The organism is Enterobacter sp. DVT3837 (assembly GCF_056238685.1).
On sequence record NZ_JBWDLA010000001.1, the window covers coordinates 922,099 to 940,267 of the forward strand.

Here is an 18,169-nt window from a genome sequence, read left to right on the forward strand (position 1 = left end):
CACCCCTAACCATCTGTCATGAGGTTTCATGATGAGTAAAGTCAAACAAGCAGATATCGATCGGCTGATCGTCCTGGTCGGCGGGCGCGAAAACATCGCAACCGTCAGCCATTGCATTACCCGCCTGCGTTTCGTGCTGAACGATCCGGCCAAAGCCAACCCGAAAGCCATTGAAGAACTCTCAATGGTTAAAGGCTGCTTCACCAACGCCGGTCAGTTCCAGGTCGTTATAGGTACCGAAGTGGGCGATTACTATCAGGCTCTGCTGGCGACTACCGGGCACTCTTCTGCCGATAAAGAGCAGGCAAAGAAAGCCGCGCGCCAGAACATGAAGTGGCACGAGCAGCTGATTTCCCACTTCGCGGAAATCTTCTTCCCGCTGCTGCCAGCGCTGATCAGCGGGGGCTTAATTTTAGGCTTCCGTAACGTCATCGGTGATGTGCCGATGAGCGACGGCAAAACCCTGGCGCAGATGTACCCGGCGCTGAAAACCGTTTACGACTTCCTGTGGCTGATTGGCGAAGCGATCTTCTTCTACCTGCCGGTCGGGATCTGCTGGTCCGCAGTGCGCAAAATGGGCGGCACGCCGATTCTCGGTATCGTGCTGGGCGTCACGCTGGTCTCTCCACAGTTAATGAACGCTTACTTACTTGGTCAGCAGGTGCCGGAAGTGTGGAACTTTGGTCTGTTTACCATCGCTAAAGTGGGCTATCAGGCGCAGGTCATTCCGGCGTTGCTGGCAGGTCTGGCGTTGGGCTTTATTGAGACTCGCTTAAAACGCATCGTCCCGGATTACCTTTATCTGGTGGTGGTTCCGGTTTGCTCACTGATTATTGCCGTATTCCTGGCGCATGCCTTTATCGGTCCGTTTGGCCGCATGATCGGCGACGGCGTGGCCTTCGCGGTTCGTCACCTGATGACCGGCAGCTTCGCGCCGATTGGTGCCGCGCTGTTTGGCTTCCTGTACGCCCCGCTGGTGATCACCGGCGTGCACCAGACCACCCTGGCCATTGATATGCAGATGATTCAGAGCCTTGGCGGTACGCCGGTCTGGCCGATTATCGCCCTGTCTAACATCGCACAGGCGTCTGCGGTAACCGGCATTATTCTGGTCAGCCGTAAACATAACGAGCGTGAAATCTCCGTTCCGGCTGCCATCTCCGCCTACCTCGGCGTGACCGAGCCGGCGATGTACGGTATCAACCTGAAATACCGTTTCCCGATGCTCTGCGCGATGATCGGTTCCGGTCTGGCAGGGCTGGTGTGCGGTCTGAACGGCGTAATGGCGAACGGTATCGGTGTTGGCGGTCTGCCGGGCATTCTCTCCATCCAGCCCGCTTTCTGGCAGGTGTTTGCCCTGGCGATGGCCATCGCGATTATCGTCCCAATGGCGCTCACCACCGTGGTTTACCAGCGTAAGTTCCGTCAGGGCTCGCTGCAGATTGTTTAACTTTATCTTTCGGGGCGCAGTTGCGCCCCTTCGCATTTGCAGGAACGCATTATGAATACCCTTCCTCACTGGTGGCAGAACGGCGTCATCTATCAGATCTATCCAAAGAGTTTCCAGGACACCACTGGCAGCGGCACCGGTGATTTACGCGGCGTGACGCAGCGTCTGGACTACCTGAAAACCCTCGGTATCGACGCCATCTGGCTGACACCGTTTTATATCTCCCCGCAGGTGGATAACGGCTACGACGTGGCGAATTACACCGCCATCGACCCGTCCTTTGGCACACTGGATGATTTTGACGAACTGGTCGCCAGGGCGCATGAGCGCGGCATTCGCATCGTGCTGGATATGGTGTTTAACCATACGTCAACGCAGCATGCCTGGTTCCGCGAATCACTGAATCAAGAGAGTCCGTACCGCCAGTTTTATATCTGGCGCGACGGCACGCCGGAGCAGCTTCCCAACAACTGGCGCTCCAAGTTTGGCGGCAACGCCTGGCGCTGGCACGCCGAGAGCGAACAGTACTACCTGCACCTCTTTGCTCCGGAGCAGGCGGATCTCAACTGGGAAAACCCTGAAGTGCGCGCCGAGCTGAAAAAGGTGTGCGAATTCTGGGCCGAACGCGGCGTGGACGGCTTACGTCTCGACGTGATTAACCTGATCTCAAAAGATCAGGATTTCCCGAATGACGAGACGGGTGATGGCCGTCGTTTCTACACCGACGGGCCGCGCATTCATGAATATCTGCGGGAGATGAGCCGCGACGTCTTTACGCCGCGCAATCTGATGACGGTGGGTGAGATGTCCTCGACCTCGCTGGAAAACTGCCAGCAGTATGCCTCTCTTGATGGCAGTGAATTGTCGATGACCTTTAACTTCCACCACCTGAAGGTGGATTATCCCGGCGGCGAAAAGTGGACGCAGGCGAAACCGGACTTTGTCGCGCTAAAAACCCTCTTCCGCCACTGGCAGCAGGGCATGCACAACAAAGCCTGGAACGCGCTGTTCTGGTGTAACCACGACCAGCCGCGCATCGTGTCGCGCTTTGGTGACGAAGGCGAATACCGCGTTCAGGCTGCGAAGATGCTCGGCATGGTGCTGCACGGCATGCAAGGTACGCCGTATATCTATCAGGGTGAAGAACTTGGCATGACCAACCCGCACTTCAGCCGCATCACCGATTACCGTGACGTGGAAAGCCTGAACATGTTCGCCGAACTGCGGGCCAGCGGGCGCGATCCGGACGAATTACTGGCGATTCTGGCGAGTAAATCCCGCGATAACGGCCGCACGCCAATGCAGTGGGACGCTTCGCACAATGCGGGCTTCACCGAAGGTGAGCCGTGGATTGGCGTTTGCGACAACTACGAGACGGTAAACGCCCGCGCCGCGCTGGACGACCCGGATTCGGTGTTTTACACCTATCAGTCGTTGATTAGCCTGCGTAAAACCCTGCCGGTACTGACGTGGGGGGATTATGAGGATCTCCTGCCAGAACATCCTTCTCTGTGGTGCTACCGTCGTCAGTGGCAGGGAAAGACGCTGATTGTGGTGGCGAACCTCAGCTGCGAGAGCCAGACATGGCAGAATGACGCCCTCAGTGGCGAATGGCAGCCAGTAATGAGCAACTATGCCGCGCCACAAACCACCAGCCTACGTCCGTTTGAAGCCGTCTGGTGGCTGCAACCGTAATGCGACGCCGGGCACAATACCGTGCCCGGCTTATTTTACTGTTTTTGTTGAATAATTAATCAGGTTTTTCCTGCCCGTATTTACAATCGCTGAAGCGCCCGTCGTTTGTACTCTCGTCTTTTTACTTTGTTCTGAATCAAATAAAACGCAAACATGTTTGATGCAAATCACTATATGTAGCACTTAAAATGCACGCCGACCCAACATCTTGTATTTATCGTCTACTATTCCAACAACAAGACGGCGACTCAGCTCTCCGGAATTGTGGATAACAAATGTCGGGAACGAGGGAAGTCACTCACCTGGCTGACAATACAGCCTCTGAATACTTCTCCACCTCTGTGGATAACCTGTTTTTAAAATGGAGTGATCATGACACCGCATGTGATGAAACGTGATGGCTGTAAAGTGCCGTTTAAATCAGAGCGCATCCAGGAAGCCATTCTGCGTGCAGCTAAAGCAGCGGGAGTCGATGACGCAGATTACTGCGCCACCGTCGCAGAAGTCGTTAGCAGCCAGATGAATGAACGCAACCAGGTGGATATCAACGAGATCCAGACCGCGGTTGAGAACCAGCTGATGGCGGGTCCTTACAAGCAGTTAGCCCGTGCCTACATTGAATACCGTCACGATCGTGACGTTGAGCGTGAGAAGCGCGGCCGTCTGAACCAGGAGATCCGTGGCCTGGTAGAGCAGACCAACTCCGCCCTACTGAATGAAAACGCCAACAAAGACAGTAAAGTGATCCCGACCCAGCGCGATCTGCTGGCCGGTATCGTCGCTAAACACTATGCCCGCCAGCACCTGCTGCCGCGCGACGTGGTGTCGGCGCACGAGCGCGGTGAGATCCACTATCACGATCTCGACTACTCGCCATTCTTCCCGATGTTCAACTGCATGCTGATCGACCTGAAAGGCATGCTGACCCACGGTTTTAAAATGGGTAACGCCGAGATTGAACCGCCAAAATCAATCTCCACGGCCACGGCGGTCACGGCACAGATTATCGCCCAGGTCGCCAGCCACATTTACGGCGGCACCACCATTAACCGCATTGATGAAGTGCTGGCTCCGTTCGTGACGGCAAGCTTCAACAAGCACCGTAAAACGGCAGAAGAGTGGCAGATCCCGGACGCGGACGGCTACGCCCATTCCCGCACCGAGAAAGAGTGCTACGACGCCTTCCAGTCGCTGGAATATGAGGTGAACACGCTGCACACCGCCAACGGCCAGACGCCGTTTGTGACCTTCGGTTTTGGCCTGGGCACCAGCTGGGAATCGCGCCTGATTCAGCAGTCGATCCTGCGCAACCGTATTTCCGGCCTCGGCAAAAACCGCAAAACCGCCGTGTTCCCGAAACTGGTGTTCGCCATCCGCGACGGCCTGAACCATAAGTTTGGCGATCCGAACTACGACATCAAACAGCTGGCGCTGGAGTGCGCGAGCAAGCGCATGTATCCGGACATCCTGAACTACGATCAGGTCGTTAAAGTCACCGGTTCGTTTAAAACGCCTATGGGCTGCCGCAGCTTCCTCGGCGTCTACGAAGATGAAAACGGCGAGCAGATCCACGACGGGCGCAACAACCTCGGCGTCATCAGCCTGAACCTGCCGCGCATCGCGCTGGAAGCCAAAGGCAATGAGGCCGAGTTCTGGAAATTGCTGGACGAGCGCCTGCAGCTGGCGCGCAAAGCGTTGATGACCCGCATTGCGCGTCTGGAAGGGGTCAAAGCCCGCGTGGCGCCAATCCTCTACATGGAAGGGGCCTGCGGCGTGCGTCTGAAAGCGGACGATGACGTGTCTGAGATCTTCAAAAATGGTCGTGCGTCGATTTCGCTGGGCTATATCGGTATTCACGAGACCATCAACGCATTGGCTGGCGGCACGCATATGTACGACAGCGAAGCCCTGCGTGAGAAAGGCATCGCCATCGTTCAGCGCCTGCGCGACGCCGTTGATCAGTGGAAAGAGGAAACCGGCTACGGCTTCAGCCTGTACAGTACGCCGAGCGAAAACCTCTGCGACCGTTTCTGCCGTCTGGACACCGCCGAGTTCGGGATTGTGGAAGGGGTAACCGACAAAGGTTACTACACCAACAGCTTCCACCTCGACGTGGAGAAGAAGGTGAACCCGTACGACAAAATCGACTTTGAAGCGGCGTACCCGCCGATCGCCAGCGGCGGCTTCATCTGCTATGGCGAGTACCCAAACATTCAGCATAACCTGAAAGCGCTGGAAGACGTATGGGATTACAGCTATCAGCACGTGCCGTATTACGGGACCAACACGCCAATCGACGAGTGTTACGAATGCGGATTTACCGGTGAGTTTGAGTGCACCAGCAAAGGCTTCACCTGCCCGAAATGCGGCAATCACGATGCGGCTCGCGTCTCTGTGACCCGCCGCGTGTGCGGCTATCTCGGCAGCCCGGATGCGCGTCCGTTCAACGCCGGCAAGCAGGAAGAGGTGAAGCGCCGCGTGAAGCATTTGGGGAATGGGCAGATCGGGTAAGTTCTGTGCAGAGTTCTCTCCCTCTCCCAGAGGGAGAGGGCCTAAGGTTAACGCTATGAATTATCATCAATATTATCCCGTCGACATCGTCAACGGTCCCGGCACCCGCTGCACCCTGTTCGTCTCAGGCTGCGTCCACGAATGCCCCGGCTGCTACAACAAAAGCACCTGGCGTTTAAATTCCGGTATGCCGTTCACCGCAGAGATGGAAGACCGGATCATTAACGATCTCAACGACACGCGCATCAAACGTCAGGGGATTTCACTTTCCGGTGGCGACCCGCTCCACCCGCAAAACGTGCCGGAAATCCTGAAGCTGGTTAAACGCATTCGCCGCGAATGTACGGGAAAAGATATCTGGGTCTGGACAGGCTACAAGCTGGATGAGCTGAACGCGCAGCAAATGGAAGTGGTGGATCTGATTAACGTGCTGGTCGACGGCAAATTCGTGCAGGATTTAAAAGACCCGGCGCTGATCTGGCGCGGCAGCAGCAATCAGGTTGTGCATCATCTGCGGTGATCGTTAGAGCCGTTTGTTTGCATCATGATAAACGGCTGCTTTCTCTCTCTTACCGATAGCGATAACAAATACCGTTACAACGTTTTCCTGAACCTGATAGACCAAACGATAACCCTGGGATCTGAGTTTTATTTTGTAGCAATCCGGTAGACCATGCAGGCGGGCCAATTCGACCCTTGGGTTCACCAATACGTCCGCTAGTTTCTTCTTAAACTGGTCTTTTACAGTCTCCCCCAGCTTGCTCCATTCCTTTAACGCCCTCGGATCAAATGCCAGTTCATAAGTCATCCAGACTAACCTTAATTCCCTTTTGCGGATAAGCCAGCCGCTCCCGGACTGCCTGTATCAGTTCATCTTCATTGTCGCTAATGGTGACCGTTTTCACCGGCATACGTCCCGTCTCCGCGACGTACTGAAACAGTAATCGCACGGCTTCCGTTGGGGTGATATTGAGTTTTTCCAGCACGGCATAAGCCTCGTTTTTGAGTTTGTCATCCAGACGGACGTTCAGCGTGGCCATTATGCCTCCAGTAAAATCGAATGCGTAATGCAGTTTAGCATTACATTCGCATTACATCGAATTCTGGATAACGCCTCTCAAAACCGGCTCAAACTCTCCATCGCCACTGCCTTAAACTCGGCAAAATCTCCGCAGCTACAGAGCCGCGACATCGCCCGTTCACGCAGGAAGGTGACGAAGATATCGTATATCGCCATCGCCTCTTCGTACTCGCTTTTGCTGATGGCGAGCAGGAAGATGACGTGTGCGGTTTCGTCGCCCCACGGGACGCCGTGCGGGGCGAGCACGGTATAGACTACCGTTTTCTGCGCCAGCAGGCCGAGTGAGTGCGGCAGCGCAATGCCATCGCCGAGCATGGTGCTGACGATGGCTTCACGCTCGACGACGGAATCCAGGAACTCCGCGCCGACAAACCCCTCGCCTTCAAGCTGCGCGCACAGTTCACGGAACAGCGTTTGCTGATCAACGGGCGTGTCGATAATGCGGAAATGGGCTGCATCGAAGTATTTATCCAGCATCCACGGGCGGGTGCGGTCCACCAGCACCAGCTTGCCGATCTGTTCTAACTGATAGTCAGTCGGGAATGGGGCGATCATCACCACCGGTTTCGACTTTTCGCTGACGCGGGCGGTGGCGATCACAAAGTCTTCGCTAATCATTTCCGCCAGCTCGTACTCGCGCAGGGTGAGCGTGCGCGTCACCTCAATCTGCGGGTATTTGCGCTGCAGCACCGCCTCAATCATACGCACCATGGCGTTTCCGGCGTCGCACACCAGCAGCACGCGCGGCTGTCGCTGGTAGCCAATGTTGTAATGGCGCTCCAGCCCAACGCCAATATGTAATACCAGAAAACCAATCTCGTTTTCGCTGATCACATACGGTGTGTATTTGCCCCAGCTCGATACCGCCGCGAGGGTCATATCCCATGCCATCGGGTAGTGCTGCTTGATGTTTTCCAGCAGCGGATTGGGGATCATGATTTGGTACCGCACCCGGGTGATCATGGTTTTAATGTGTGTGAGCAGATCCGCGTGCAGCTGCTCGTCACTGAGCAGGTTGTAGTTATAGTGAGTGTTGATGTAACGCAGGATGTAGTTGACCAGCGCTTCGTCGTCGTCAGCGTTGATCGCGCTGGGTGCTATCTCCTGGATCTGCCGCGCGGCAATGTGTACGCAAAGCCAGCTCTCTTCCGACGGCGAAAGCGTTTTGCCCGCCAGATGCTGAATGGACACTGCGATATCTTTCGCGGCGTCACGCACGTTCTCTTCCACATCTTCGGCATGGAATTCCGGCAGTGGATAGCCTTCGCTGATACGACGTACCGATACCGCACAGTACAGGCGAAGGAACAACTCACCTTCGTCGGTCAGGCGGATATGGTGGCGTGTTAGCGCATCGTGCAGTACAGGCACCATCTGTTCTGCCACACCTGCATTGAGCGCCACGTCGGTCACCAACGGGTTCAGACTGTCCTGCTGTGCCAGCTCCCAGAGCAAGTCCGTCAGACAGGCACGGGTCGACATCTCGCTGCCAAACAGCTTCATACCATGGCGCGGTCGGGTTTCCAGCGTCAGATTATAACGGTGGAACCACTCGCGCACTTCCGCCATGTCGCTTTGCAGCGTGGCGCGGCTGACGAACCACTCGTCAGCCAGATCCTCAAGTTTGAGAGAAAATGCCGAGGTAAGAAAACGCACCACCAGATAATGCACGCGCTCCATCCCGGTTCGGGGAATACGCAGCGCGCGCGGGTGGGAGGCCTGCAATTGCTGATAACGCTCGGCGTCATCAATTTTAAGCTGATAACCATTCCCCCGGCTCAGAATAAACTGCGCGCCGTGGCTCGCCAGCAGCGCGTTCAGGGCCGTGATATCAGCGCGGACGGTTCGCGTGGAAACCGACAGCCGCTGCGCCAGTTCATCCTGCGGCAGCGTCTCGTTTTGCAACAGATCGAAAAGTTGCGCTAAACGTTGATTCGGAAATCGCACGTCGTTGTCCTCTTACGGCTTAGGGTGAAATGACCATCTGAGATGGGCTACCGACCGGCGTATAGTCTGGCTCAAAGCTGAGCTTGCCGTCCTGCGCCACGCGGAAACGGGTAATGTTATCGCTGCGTTGATTCATGACGTACAGCCAACGCCCCTGTTTATCGAGCGTCAGGGTGCGCGGGTAGTCACCACGGGTCCAGACATCATCCTGATGCGTCAGCGTGCCTTCCGCTGTTACGGTAAAGTGCCCGATGCTGTTATGCAAACGGTTAGCCACATACAGTTGCTTACCATCCGCACTTAACGCCAGACCTGCAGCAAAACTGGTGCCTTTGTAACCTTTCGGCAGGGCGGAGAGCGTTTTGCCCTCTTTCAGGCTGCCGTTTGCATCCACAGTATAGTGAGTCAGCGTAGACGCCTCTTCGTTAATCAACCACAGGGCATCGCCTTTTGGCGTAAAGACAAAGTGGCGCGGCCCGGCCCCTTTCGAGGAGGCGTTGATAAACGGTGGATCGTTAGGCGTCAGCTTTCCGCTTCGATCGTCAAAGCGATACTGATAGATGCGATCCAGCCCCAGATCGGTTGAAAACACGTATTTTCCGCTCGGATCGGCGGCGATCATGTGTGCATGAGGCCCGTTATGATCGCTGATAGCGAAACTGCCCTCCGCAGCGGCTTCCGGCTTCGCCGCTCCCGGTTCGCCCTGATCCTGATGTTTGTCCGTGGCATCACCCAGGCTGCCATCGGCTTTGACCGGCAGAACGGCAATCGTTCCGCTGACGTAGTTTGCCACCAGCAGATGGCGACCATTCGGCGTCAGCGAAAGGTAAACCGGCCCTGCGCCACCGGAAGCCACCTGATTGAGCTCACTCAGCTCACCGTTGTCATTCACCCGCAGCGCCTGCACCACGCCCTGCTCTACTTCACTCGCCAGATAGAGCGTTTTGCCATCATGCGAGACGGTAAGCTGTGCAGCATTCGGCAACGTGCTGACCAGCGTTTTATCCGCAAGCGCACCGCTTTGCGGATCGACGGTAAAACGGTACAGCCCTTCACCGTTAGGATTATAGGTTCCCACCCAGGCGTAATGAGTCTGGGCAACAGCGGAAGTAGCAAGCAGAGAGAGTGAAGCAACAAGCAGGTTACGGGTGTGCATGGTGGCTCCTGATCATTATCCCCTCTCCCGGTGGGAGAGGGTTAGGGTGAGGGACTACTTAACTAACTTTTTCGTCATCGCAAGCAACGTGCGCACATCTTCCGGGCGCGTATCGCCGCTGGCTTTGTCGATAATCGAGCTGTAGATATGCGGGATGATTTTGCTCACGCCCGCGTCCAGGGCGATCTGCAGGATCTCTTCGTAATTTTCCAGATCGATACCGCCGGTTGGCTCCAGCCAGAAGTCGTGACGCGCGCAGGCTTCCGCCACCGCTTTGTACTCATCACGGCATTTCAGGCCACCCATCGGGAAATATTTAATGGAGCTACCGCCAAAATCTTTCAGCAGAGCAATTGCCGTTTCCACCGGAACGATACCGTCCGGTGCCTCGCTGCTCAGCGGGCCGGTAGAGATTTTCACCATGCCGACGGTTCCGGTTGGAGAAACCAGACCGTTGACCACGGAGTCGTTTTGTCCCAACAGCGCGCGGCTGGTTGCTACGCCGGTAAAGACCTGGTTTACGTGCTGCGGCTGCACCTGGCGGGAAATTTCACTCACCATCGCCGACTGGTTCGGATCGCCCGCCCCCAGGCCAACGGACAGCGCGTTATCAATAAGCTGAGCGTATTCACGCATATCAGCAACGGCGCTTGCCACATCCGGGTAATTTTTGGAGAGCACGCCCACCAGCACATGACCTTCTGCCGCTTCGTAAATGGCACTGGCATTGGCTTTAGAGCCCGCCAGCACGTTCAGGCAGACGCGATCACGGTAAAAGTTGGGGGTCAGTTTCATGCGTTTTTCTCCTGTCCTAATACTTCGCTTATGCGGCGGTAAACAATGTTTAGCTGATCAGCATTCACGCTGCGCACGTCCGCTTCGATAATCCCTTCGTTGGCCTTGTAGCCACGGAAGTAAATGGCGTAGTCACCCTGCTTGAGTTTCGAGACCAAATCCCCGGTGCCGACGCCGGTTGTCGCTTCATCGAACTTAATTTCGGTGCGGGCGATATCGCGCCCGGCGCTGTCCCAGACCACGCGTGCCGTCACGCCGTTCAGGGTGTTGAGCGCCTCGATAAACGGCGTCATCTTCGCCACCATCTCTTCGCCGCTCTCTTTGGTCGCCGTGAGGTAGTGTTCGATGGCGCAGGTCAGGCCCAGAATGCCCTCTTTGCCGACCTTCATCGCACGGCCAATGCCCGCCGTCTGGCGTTTCACCCATTCAACGTACTGGGTTTTGCCGATCACCAGACCACTGGTTGGCCCTTCAATCGCCTTCGCGCCGCTGTAAATGACCAGGTCTGCACCGGAACGGTAGTAAACGTGCAAATCTTCTTCCGCCGCCGCATCGACAATCAGCGGCAGGCCGTGCTTACGTGCCACAACCGCCGCCTGTTCTACGCTGAGCATACTTTTCTGCACACAGTGGTGAGATTTGATGTAGAGGATCGCTGCCGTGCGCGGGGTGATTGCCGCCGCCAGCTGATCGGCTGAACATTCATTGGCGTATCCCGCTTCTACCAGCTTGCCGCCGCCCAATGCGACCATGGTGCCTACCGGCGCGCCAAAGTTCACGTTGTGGCCTTTCGGCAGCACGATCTCGTTGTTCTCAATCGGGGTAACGTGCAGGTTTTCCAGCAGCCAGTCGCTGTCTTTTACCAGCACTGCCGCCACGGACTGGGCAATCCCTGCTGACGCGCAGGAAACCACTGTCGCGCCTTCTACTTCCAGCAGTTTCGCGATGTATTCACCGGTTTTGTTGACCAGATCCTTCATCTCGAAATAGTGGTTCATGCCGTCCATCGCCGCCTGCACCACTTCCGGGCGCGGCGTGGAGACACCCAGCGCCGTCATGCGGCCGGAGGTGTTGATGACTTGCTTTAAGTGGTATTTCTCATAAATCGAAGGCATGTTCCGTGCTCCCTTGTTCTGTCATGTAGCCCTTGCCCGCACGAATCGCGGCAAGCGGCACCAAAATGTGTTCAGCCTGCAGGCTGTCGTTTTCGGCATCGGTTAATACCGTTGGCTGACGCTTAATGGTGAACAACGTCAGGTCAGCGTCGAGACCCGCCTGAATGCGGCCTTTACGCGCCAGGCGCAGGCCGTCGGCGGCGTTCGCGGTCACGCAGTCAATCACCTGCGGCAGCGACATGCCGATGGCGAGGAATTTCGACATCACGCTCGCCAGCGACCCTACCGGGCCATTAATGCGGTTACGGCAGTAGATATCCGAGCTGATGGTGTGCGGCAGAATGCCCATTGCGATGGCGCGTTTTGCCACTTCAAAGCTAAAGCTCGCCGTGCCGTGGCCGACGTCCAGCCGCACGCCGCGTTTTAGCGCAGACGTAATGGACGCTCGCAGTTCGCCGGACGGCGTCAGAATGCGGTTGGGTTTGCCGTTGTAGCAGTGGGTAATGATGTCGCCGGAACTCAGCAGTTCGGCAATTTCGTCGAGGTTCGGCGGGTTGTTGCCAATGTGAACCATCAGCGGCAGATCGCCGTTCTCTTTCTGAATTTCTTTGGCGCACTCCAGCGGCGTAATGCCGTTTTCACCCACCACGCTGCTGCTCATACGCGCTTTCAGGCCGACGATAAAATCCGGATAGCGTTTTACCGCCTGCTTCACGGCATCTGCATCAATATTCGCCATGTTGGCCAGTTCGTTCTGGGCTATCAGCCCCACGCGGGAGATGTTCAGCAGGGCAAAGACGTCGGTTGAGGCTTTGCGGGTGATTTCGTAAAAATCGTCCACGTCATCCGCGCCGGTACTGCCTGCATCCACCACGGAGGTGACGCCAGTAGCAATACCTACGCTGTCTGGTTCGTCGTGATAAATCGGGGAGTTCGGGTAACAGTGAACGTGGGAGTCAATCCAGCCTGCGCTGACGAACACATCGCCGTTCAACTCAACCGTTTTACGGGCAAGGGCAGTAATCTCGCCCAACGCCGCGATTTTCCCGTCCTGAATGGCGATATCGGTCAGGGTATCGTCGGCAAGGCGCGCACGGCGCAGGAGTAAATCAAACATGAGGATCTCCTGATAAGACGGGCGCCGGAGCGCCCGTGGGTATTAAAGGGCGACCGGGAACAGCCAGCCCAAAATCATTGCGCCGAGGATGGCGCCACCGGTAATCGGTTTCTGCCAGATGTAGAACAGCAGCGCGCCCACCAGTGAACCGACACCGATAGGAATGGAGGCAGTCATGGCGCTGAGAATAATCAACGGCCCGAGGAAGCGACCGGAGGCGTTACCCGCGCCCATCATCACGTCCGCTCCGTAGGTGGAGTTGCTCTGGTTGATGGTGAACTTGCGCGCCAGGATGATGACGTAGCCAATCGCCAGACCAATCACCAGGCCGGTGATCAGCGCGGCAATAAAGTTGGTCACCGGGAACATGATGCCCGCGCCCAGCAGCAGCGCCGGGACACCGAGGCCCACGCCGGTCTGGATCGCCCCGCCGATATCGAGAATACCGACCAGCGAGCCTTCGATAATACGGGCGAACAGGAAGCTCGCACCGAATGCCGCCACCGCGCCGTACACGCCGGTATCAATCCCCGCTTTCAGCATCGCCACGAAGGCCACTTCGTTGAACGCGCCAATGCCGTAGAGGTAGTACATGTGCGTACCGGCGAACACGCCGGAGGAGAGCAGGCCAACGAAGATCGGGAACGACCAGTCGGCATACCAAAAACCTTTATTCTGTTCCATTTAGAGGCTCCTGTTATTTACCGCTGAGCGAGTTGTGGATCATATCGAGCCAGTTCGGCACGGTCAGATGGAAGGATTCGATCATCTTCATGTCGAAGCCGCGGAAGAAACCGCTCAGCACGAAGAGCAGGACGATAGCCGCCATCATCACTTTGGTGACGTGGTTCCAGCCGCTCTCTTCGACGCCTTTACCGATCAGGATCCCCAGTACCAGGCCCGGTACGGCGTTCCCCATAATCAGTTGCGCCGCGCCGCCGAAAATGGTGGCCCAGAAGCCCGACTTTTTGCCCGCGTCGATGGCCGCCAGCCAGAAGATCACCGGCATCACGGTATTCACCAGCAGGTTTGCCGCCGGTACCAGTACCTTCACGGCGGTGACCTGCAGTGCGGCCGGAACAGACGAGGCAGTCAAGTTAAGGAAGGTGACGACAATCATGCCGATGATGCCGCAGGCAATCGCCATTTTGCGGGGATCATGCAGCGTTTCGCCGACGTTGCGGTTTTTGATCATCAGTGCAGCAGCACCCCAGTTCGGGATGATGCGGTGGTCTACGTCCTGTGTGAAGGCACCTGCGGCCACGGAAGAGGCCCAGGCGTTAAAGAAGAAGCCTAACCCAAAGGAGAAGTGAGAAGCCGGATCCCCTTCGCAGGAGTTCAGTTCTCCCAACGTACGAAACGCGCCCATACCCTGTGTGGTAGGCGCATGAAACATGCGTGCAGCCCCGGCTCCGACACCGACGCCTACCAGGCCGCCAATGATGAGCGATTTTATTAATATAATTAAGAACATCAGTCTGCCCTTTTATGAATAATCAGCGTTGCGTGACGAAATCCACCCGATCGAGATTGATGGCGGTCACGTTGACGGTCACATCCAGCTCCACGCTGTAGGTCCGTCTTTCCCGGCGCAAAAAGAAGAACAGAAACGCTTCTTTACGCACCGCTTCTTGCGCCTGAACGACCTGCACATCCTGTGGCTCAATACGCAGTAAGATATGCGGTGACGCTTTCATCACCGCGGCCTGAACGTGGTTGAGCGCATCGGCAAAGGCGCGCGCTTTGGCGTCGCCTTTCCCCTTCACTCTCACCGTGGTCGTGAATTGTTCTTTCATGCTTATGCGCCGTATTTCTTCTGCCACGCCTGTACCAGACGCTCGCCCAGCTCTTCTTTATCCATAAAGCCAAAGCCCAGCACGTTGCAGCCTTCGTTGATAGCGGTCACGCCCTCTTCCACTGAACGCATACCGTATTTGGCCTTGTAGCCATATTTGGTTTGTGCAGTAATGGCACCCGCGCCGCCGCTGCCGCAGAAGGAGATGCCGAAGGTGGCGTTTTCCGCTTTCATGACGTCGCCCAGCTTCATGTCTGCCGCCATACCCGGTACGACAACCGCGCGTCCACCGGCTTTTTCCACACCTGCAGCCACTTTCTGACCTTTACCCAGGCGATCGCCAATCACGACTGTAATCTGTTCCATGTATTGCTCCTTAAAGGTTGTCTTTTGCGACTTCAAAGTGAACGGAGAGCAGCCAGGCTTCTTCATCAGGAAGATTGCCAAACTGCGCGACCACTTCACGGGCGAGCCGCATTGAATCCGGTGAAATTTCGTCAAACAGTTCCGCTTCAACCTCCGGCAGCGGCTCGCCGGTCACCGACCGGTGCGCCATTGCGCGAACGTGGGAGGTCAGCATCTGTTCCTGTACTGCGTTGGGGATGATGTTGTGCCGGGCCAGCAGGTCATAAACCTGCTGCAGCATGGTGTTAGCGAGCTGCTCTGTTTGCTTCGCCTGATCCCCAACGTCGTTCATTACCGCTCCGTTAATCACTCGTCTTACCCCGTTAATGGCTCTGGAATAAAACTAACGTTGGGTGGGAAATGTTTGTAGCGAGTTGTTTTCCACTTCGAAGTGGAAAGGCGAGCCGCAGCAGTGATCTGTGCCACATAAATGCGGTGAATAATGACAATTCGCTGGATTTACGTGATGAATATCACGCAATCCATTGGCAAAACGGCAGGGAAGAAAACGAAAACATCTGGCAAGGGAGTCGCAGAAATGTGACAGCGATAGGGTTTACTTATTACGACGCATAAAAAAAGCGAGGGCATTTCGCCCTCGCCTTGCTGTTGTGTCAGATGCAGTCTCTGTTAGCGGTATTTTTGGTGGTAGGTATTGCGGGTGGTCACGAACTGCTCGGCCGCCGCCTTCGCCTCTTTCACTTTACCTTCGTTCGCCAGCTTCAGCGCACCGTCAATCTGGCCGACCAGGATATCAAAACCGTGGCGGTAATCTTTCATTTCCGCGCTGTCTGCCGCTTTGCTTTCCAGCTTCGGCGGTGTCGCTTTCTGGGCGTCCAGCGCCGCTTCACGCATTTTGGTCAGTGCGTCTTTCATTTCCGCCGCATTGTCGGTTTTCTGCACCACCTTCAGGTTTTGACCGAGGGTGCCCATGTCTTCTTCAAGATCGGCAGCAAACGCAGAAGAGCCAATAACCAGCGTTGAAGCCGCGACGATCGCTAACAGATGTTTACGCATTGCTCACTTCCTTTTTTATTATTAAAACGCCTTTACGGGTATTACTGGCCGGCGATTTTCATTTCCGGCAGAAGTACAGAACCACACTGTATATTGCTACGTGTTTCAATATCGTTACCGACCGTAACAATATTGCGCCACATATCTTTCAGGTTTCCGGCGATGGTAATTTCGCTTACCGGATACTGGATTTCGCCGTTTTCCACCCAGAAGCCCGCCGCACCGCGAGAGTAATCCCCGGTAATACCACTTACGCCCTGGCCCATCAGTTCGGTCACCACCAGACCGGTGCCCATCTCTTTGAGCATTTGCGCAAAGTTGAGGCCCTGTCCGGCGATACGCCAGTTATGGATACCGCCCGCGTGACCGGTGCTTTTCAGCCCCAGCTTGCGCGCGGAGTAGTTGGTCAACAGCCACTGGGTCAGCACGCCGTCTTTGACGATGTCGCGACGTTCCGTGCGCACGCCTTCGCTGTCGAACGGTGTGGAGGCCAGTCCTTTCAGCAGATGCGGGTGTTCTTCGATGGTCAGCCATTCCGGCAGGATCTGCTTGCCCAGTGAGTCGAGCAGGAAGGTTGATTTACGGTACACAGAGCCACCGGCAATTGCCCCGACCAGGTGACCAAACAGGCCGGTCGCCACTTCATTGGCAAAAATCACCGGGGCTTTCATGGTGGAGAGTTTGCGCGGTGACAGGCGTGACAGCGTGCGTTCGGCACACTCTTTACCCACCCACTCCGGAGACTGCAAATCACCGAGCGCACGGCCAATGGTGTAGGCGTAGTCACGCTCCATGTCACCATTCTCTTCGGCGATGACGCAGCTGGAGAGTGAATGACGGGTTGAGCAGTAGCCCTGCAGCATGCCGTGGCTGTTGCCGAACACTTTGATGCCGTAGTGGCTGTTGAAGCTGCCGCCTTCGGTATTGGTGATGCGTTTATCCGCCTGCAAAGAAGCCTGTTCGGCACGCGCCGCCAGCTCGATCGCCTCATCCGGGGTAACTTCTGCCGGGTGGAAAAGATCGAGATCCGGGGCGTCAAACGCCAGCAGATCTTTATCGGCCACGCCTGCGTAAGGATCCGGGGAGGTATAACGGGCGATATCCAGCGCCGCCTGTACCGTACGAGCAATCGCATCCGGGCTGAGATCGGTCGATGACGCGCTGCCTTTGCGATTCTGGTGATACACCGTGATGCCAAGCGCGCCATCACTGTTGAATTCTACATTCTCCACTTCGCCATAGCGGGTGCTCACGCTAATGCCGGTGGTTTTGCTGACCGCCACTTCGGCGCCATCTGATTTACCTGAAGCGAGCGTCAGCGCGGTGGAGACGGCTTCTTCCAGAATCTTACGCTGCGCTTCAACTTGTGAGGTTACTTTCATCGCAAATGCCATACTGTAAGAGAGAGTTAACTGAAGTCTAACAGAGAACCGTTTTTCAGTGCGCGTCTTAACTGGTAACATTAGCCTCTTTTTTTAAGGAGCCTGACATGACTAAGCAGCCCGAAGACTGGCTCGACGACGTTCCCGGTGATGACATCGAAGACGAAGATGATGAGATCATCTGGGTCAGTAAAAGTGAAATTAAACGTGACGCCGAAGAGTTAAAACAGCTTGGCGCAGAAATGGTAGAACTGGGTAAAAACGCGCTGGATAAGATCCCGCTCGACCAGGATCTGCGTGATGCCATTGAACTGGCACAGAAAATCAAAAAAGAAGGCCGTCGTCGCCAGCTTCAGCTTATCGGTAAAATGCTGCGTCAGCGCGACGTTGATCCGATCCGCCAGGCGCTGGACAAGCTGAAAAACCGCCATAACCAGCAGGTTGCACTGTTCCATAAGCTGGAGCAGATCCGCGATCGTCTGATTGAACAGGGTGATGACGCGGTACCGGAAGTCTTAAATCTGTGGCCAGACGCCGATCGCCAGCAGTTGCGTTCATTGATCCGCAACGCGAAGAAAGAGAAAGAAGGGAATAAGCCGCCGAAGTCTGCGCGCCTGATTTTCCAGTATCTGCGCGAGCTGTCAGAGAACGAAGAGTAATCCCCTCTCCCCATAGGGGCGAGGGAGAAAAGAATGCAGGCCCG

19 protein-coding genes are annotated in these 18,169 nt (G+C 56.1%); 5 read left to right on the forward strand and 14 right to left on the reverse strand.

The features are described 5' to 3' along the window. Positions 1 to 31 precede the first annotated feature (31 nt). The 4 genes from treB (at position 32) to nrdG (ending at position 6,176) form a co-directional block, all read left to right on the forward strand. Complete coding sequence (gene treB / locus AC0XWG_RS04520) at positions 32 to 1,450, forward strand: PTS trehalose transporter subunit IIBC (RefSeq protein WP_049005214.1); 1,419 nt, start codon at positions 32 to 34, stop codon at positions 1,448 to 1,450. A 51-nt stretch (positions 1,451 to 1,501) separates the two neighbouring features. Then, the gene (gene treC, locus AC0XWG_RS04525; RefSeq protein WP_128348273.1) at positions 1,502 to 3,145 is read left to right on the forward strand and encodes an alpha,alpha-phosphotrehalase; all 1,644 of its coding nucleotides are present in this window, start codon (positions 1,502 to 1,504) and stop codon (positions 3,143 to 3,145) included. A gap of 372 nt (positions 3,146 to 3,517) precedes the next feature. After that, the gene (gene nrdD / locus AC0XWG_RS04530; RefSeq protein WP_028016496.1) at positions 3,518 to 5,656 is read left to right on the forward strand and encodes an anaerobic ribonucleoside-triphosphate reductase; all 2,139 of its coding nucleotides are present in this window, start codon (positions 3,518 to 3,520) and stop codon (positions 5,654 to 5,656) included. A 55-nt stretch (positions 5,657 to 5,711) separates the two neighbouring features. After that, positions 5,712 to 6,176: an anaerobic ribonucleoside-triphosphate reductase-activating protein gene (gene nrdG / locus AC0XWG_RS04535; protein WP_475680419.1), complete on the forward strand. Its 465-nt coding sequence runs from the start codon at positions 5,712 to 5,714 to the stop codon at positions 6,174 to 6,176. Positions 6,177 to 6,179: 3 nt separating this feature from the next. On the opposite strand, the gene AC0XWG_RS04540 is transcribed toward nrdG, so the two are convergent. From AC0XWG_RS04540 to pmbA, 14 genes are all read right to left on the reverse strand, one after another. Continuing rightward, a complete protein-coding gene (locus tag AC0XWG_RS04540; protein ID WP_128348275.1) occupies positions 6,180 to 6,464 on the reverse strand; it encodes a type II toxin-antitoxin system RelE family toxin in 285 nt (94 codons plus the stop codon). Continuing rightward, positions 6,454 to 6,696, reverse strand: coding sequence for a type II toxin-antitoxin system RelB/DinJ family antitoxin (locus tag AC0XWG_RS04545; RefSeq protein ID WP_128348276.1), 243 nt, complete (start codon positions 6,694 to 6,696; stop codon positions 6,454 to 6,456). Before AC0XWG_RS04545 ends, AC0XWG_RS04540 begins: the two co-directional genes overlap by 11 nt. A gap of 77 nt (positions 6,697 to 6,773) precedes the next feature. After that, positions 6,774 to 8,684, reverse strand: coding sequence for a BglG family transcription antiterminator (locus AC0XWG_RS04550; protein ID WP_128348277.1), 1,911 nt, complete (start codon positions 8,682 to 8,684; stop codon positions 6,774 to 6,776). A 19-nt stretch (positions 8,685 to 8,703) separates the two neighbouring features. Further along, entirely contained in the window at positions 8,704 to 9,840 is a 1,137-nt protein-coding gene (locus tag AC0XWG_RS04555) for a lactonase family protein (protein WP_475680420.1), read from the reverse strand. A 54-nt stretch (positions 9,841 to 9,894) separates the two neighbouring features. Then, a complete protein-coding gene (gene dagF / locus AC0XWG_RS04560; protein WP_475680421.1) occupies positions 9,895 to 10,635 on the reverse strand; it encodes a 2-dehydro-3-deoxy-phosphogluconate aldolase in 741 nt (246 codons plus the stop codon). Next, the gene (locus AC0XWG_RS04565; protein ID WP_475680422.1) at positions 10,632 to 11,750 is read right to left on the reverse strand and encodes a DgaE family pyridoxal phosphate-dependent ammonia lyase; all 1,119 of its coding nucleotides are present in this window, start codon (positions 11,748 to 11,750) and stop codon (positions 10,632 to 10,634) included. Before AC0XWG_RS04565 ends, dagF begins: the two co-directional genes overlap by 4 nt. After that, entirely contained in the window at positions 11,734 to 12,867 is a 1,134-nt protein-coding gene (locus tag AC0XWG_RS04570) for an amidohydrolase/deacetylase family metallohydrolase (protein ID WP_475680423.1), read from the reverse strand. Before AC0XWG_RS04570 ends, AC0XWG_RS04565 begins: the two co-directional genes overlap by 17 nt. A 42-nt stretch (positions 12,868 to 12,909) precedes the next feature. Beyond that, a complete protein-coding gene (locus AC0XWG_RS04575; protein WP_015572508.1) occupies positions 12,910 to 13,551 on the reverse strand; it encodes a DUF4310 family protein in 642 nt (213 codons plus the stop codon). 13 nt (positions 13,552 to 13,564) lie between these two features. Next, the gene (locus tag AC0XWG_RS04580) at positions 13,565 to 14,341 is read right to left on the reverse strand and encodes a DUF4311 domain-containing protein (protein WP_006810337.1); all 777 of its coding nucleotides are present in this window, start codon (positions 14,339 to 14,341) and stop codon (positions 13,565 to 13,567) included. A gap of 22 nt (positions 14,342 to 14,363) precedes the next feature. Continuing rightward, positions 14,364 to 14,663, reverse strand: coding sequence for a DUF4312 family protein (locus AC0XWG_RS04585; protein ID WP_008501409.1), 300 nt, complete (start codon positions 14,661 to 14,663; stop codon positions 14,364 to 14,366). A 2-nt stretch (positions 14,664 to 14,665) separates the two neighbouring features. After that, positions 14,666 to 15,028: an SFCGS family glycine-rich protein gene (locus AC0XWG_RS04590; RefSeq protein WP_023293430.1), complete on the reverse strand. Its 363-nt coding sequence runs from the start codon at positions 15,026 to 15,028 to the stop codon at positions 14,666 to 14,668. Between the two features lie 10 nt (positions 15,029 to 15,038). Further along, a complete protein-coding gene (locus AC0XWG_RS04595) occupies positions 15,039 to 15,377 on the reverse strand; it encodes a glycine dehydrogenase (RefSeq protein ID WP_028016486.1) in 339 nt (112 codons plus the stop codon). Positions 15,378 to 15,697: 320 nt separating this feature from the next. Beyond that, entirely contained in the window at positions 15,698 to 16,084 is a 387-nt protein-coding gene (cybC, locus tag AC0XWG_RS04600; RefSeq protein WP_028016485.1) for a cytochrome b562, read from the reverse strand. 41 nt (positions 16,085 to 16,125) lie between these two features. Further along, positions 16,126 to 17,478, reverse strand: coding sequence for a metalloprotease PmbA (gene pmbA / locus AC0XWG_RS04605; protein ID WP_032666755.1), 1,353 nt, complete (start codon positions 17,476 to 17,478; stop codon positions 16,126 to 16,128). Positions 17,479 to 17,573: 95 nt separating this feature from the next. Between pmbA and yjgA the strand changes: the two genes are divergently transcribed. Further along, entirely contained in the window at positions 17,574 to 18,125 is a 552-nt protein-coding gene (yjgA, locus tag AC0XWG_RS04610) for a ribosome biogenesis factor YjgA (RefSeq protein ID WP_008501414.1), read from the forward strand. Positions 18,126 to 18,169 lie beyond the last annotated feature (44 nt).

Excerpts from the sequence above, each read along its gene's own strand:
- treB (WP_049005214.1), top strand. The coding sequence starts at position 32 with ATGAGTAAAGTCAAACAAGCAGATATCGATCGGCTGATCGTCCTGGTC.
- treC (WP_128348273.1), top strand. The coding sequence starts at position 1,502 with ATGAATACCCTTCCTCACTGGTGGCAGAACGGCGTCATCTATCAGATC.
- nrdD (WP_028016496.1), top strand. The coding sequence starts at position 3,518 with ATGACACCGCATGTGATGAAACGTGATGGCTGTAAAGTGCCGTTTAAA.
- nrdG (WP_475680419.1), top strand. The coding sequence starts at position 5,712 with ATGAATTATCATCAATATTATCCCGTCGACATCGTCAACGGTCCCGGC.
- AC0XWG_RS04540 (WP_128348275.1), bottom strand. The coding sequence starts at position 6,464 with ATGACTTATGAACTGGCATTTGATCCGAGGGCGTTAAAGGAATGGAGC.
- AC0XWG_RS04545 (WP_128348276.1), bottom strand. The coding sequence starts at position 6,696 with ATGGCCACGCTGAACGTCCGTCTGGATGACAAACTCAAAAACGAGGCT.
- AC0XWG_RS04555 (WP_475680420.1), bottom strand. The coding sequence starts at position 9,840 with ATGCACACCCGTAACCTGCTTGTTGCTTCACTCTCTCTGCTTGCTACT.
- dagF (WP_475680421.1), bottom strand. The coding sequence starts at position 10,635 with ATGAAACTGACCCCCAACTTTTACCGTGATCGCGTCTGCCTGAACGTG.
- AC0XWG_RS04565 (WP_475680422.1), bottom strand. The coding sequence starts at position 11,750 with ATGCCTTCGATTTATGAGAAATACCACTTAAAGCAAGTCATCAACACC.
- AC0XWG_RS04570 (WP_475680423.1), bottom strand. The coding sequence starts at position 12,867 with ATGTTTGATTTACTCCTGCGCCGTGCGCGCCTTGCCGACGATACCCTG.
- AC0XWG_RS04575 (WP_015572508.1), bottom strand. The coding sequence starts at position 13,551 with ATGGAACAGAATAAAGGTTTTTGGTATGCCGACTGGTCGTTCCCGATC.
- AC0XWG_RS04580 (WP_006810337.1), bottom strand. The coding sequence starts at position 14,341 with ATGTTCTTAATTATATTAATAAAATCGCTCATCATTGGCGGCCTGGTA.
- AC0XWG_RS04585 (WP_008501409.1), bottom strand. The coding sequence starts at position 14,663 with ATGAAAGAACAATTCACGACCACGGTGAGAGTGAAGGGGAAAGGCGAC.
- AC0XWG_RS04590 (WP_023293430.1), bottom strand. The coding sequence starts at position 15,028 with ATGGAACAGATTACAGTCGTGATTGGCGATCGCCTGGGTAAAGGTCAG.
- cybC (WP_028016485.1), bottom strand. The coding sequence starts at position 16,084 with ATGCGTAAACATCTGTTAGCGATCGTCGCGGCTTCAACGCTGGTTATT.
- pmbA (WP_032666755.1), bottom strand. The coding sequence starts at position 17,478 with ATGGCATTTGCGATGAAAGTAACCTCACAAGTTGAAGCGCAGCGTAAG.
- yjgA (WP_008501414.1), top strand. The coding sequence starts at position 17,574 with ATGACTAAGCAGCCCGAAGACTGGCTCGACGACGTTCCCGGTGATGAC.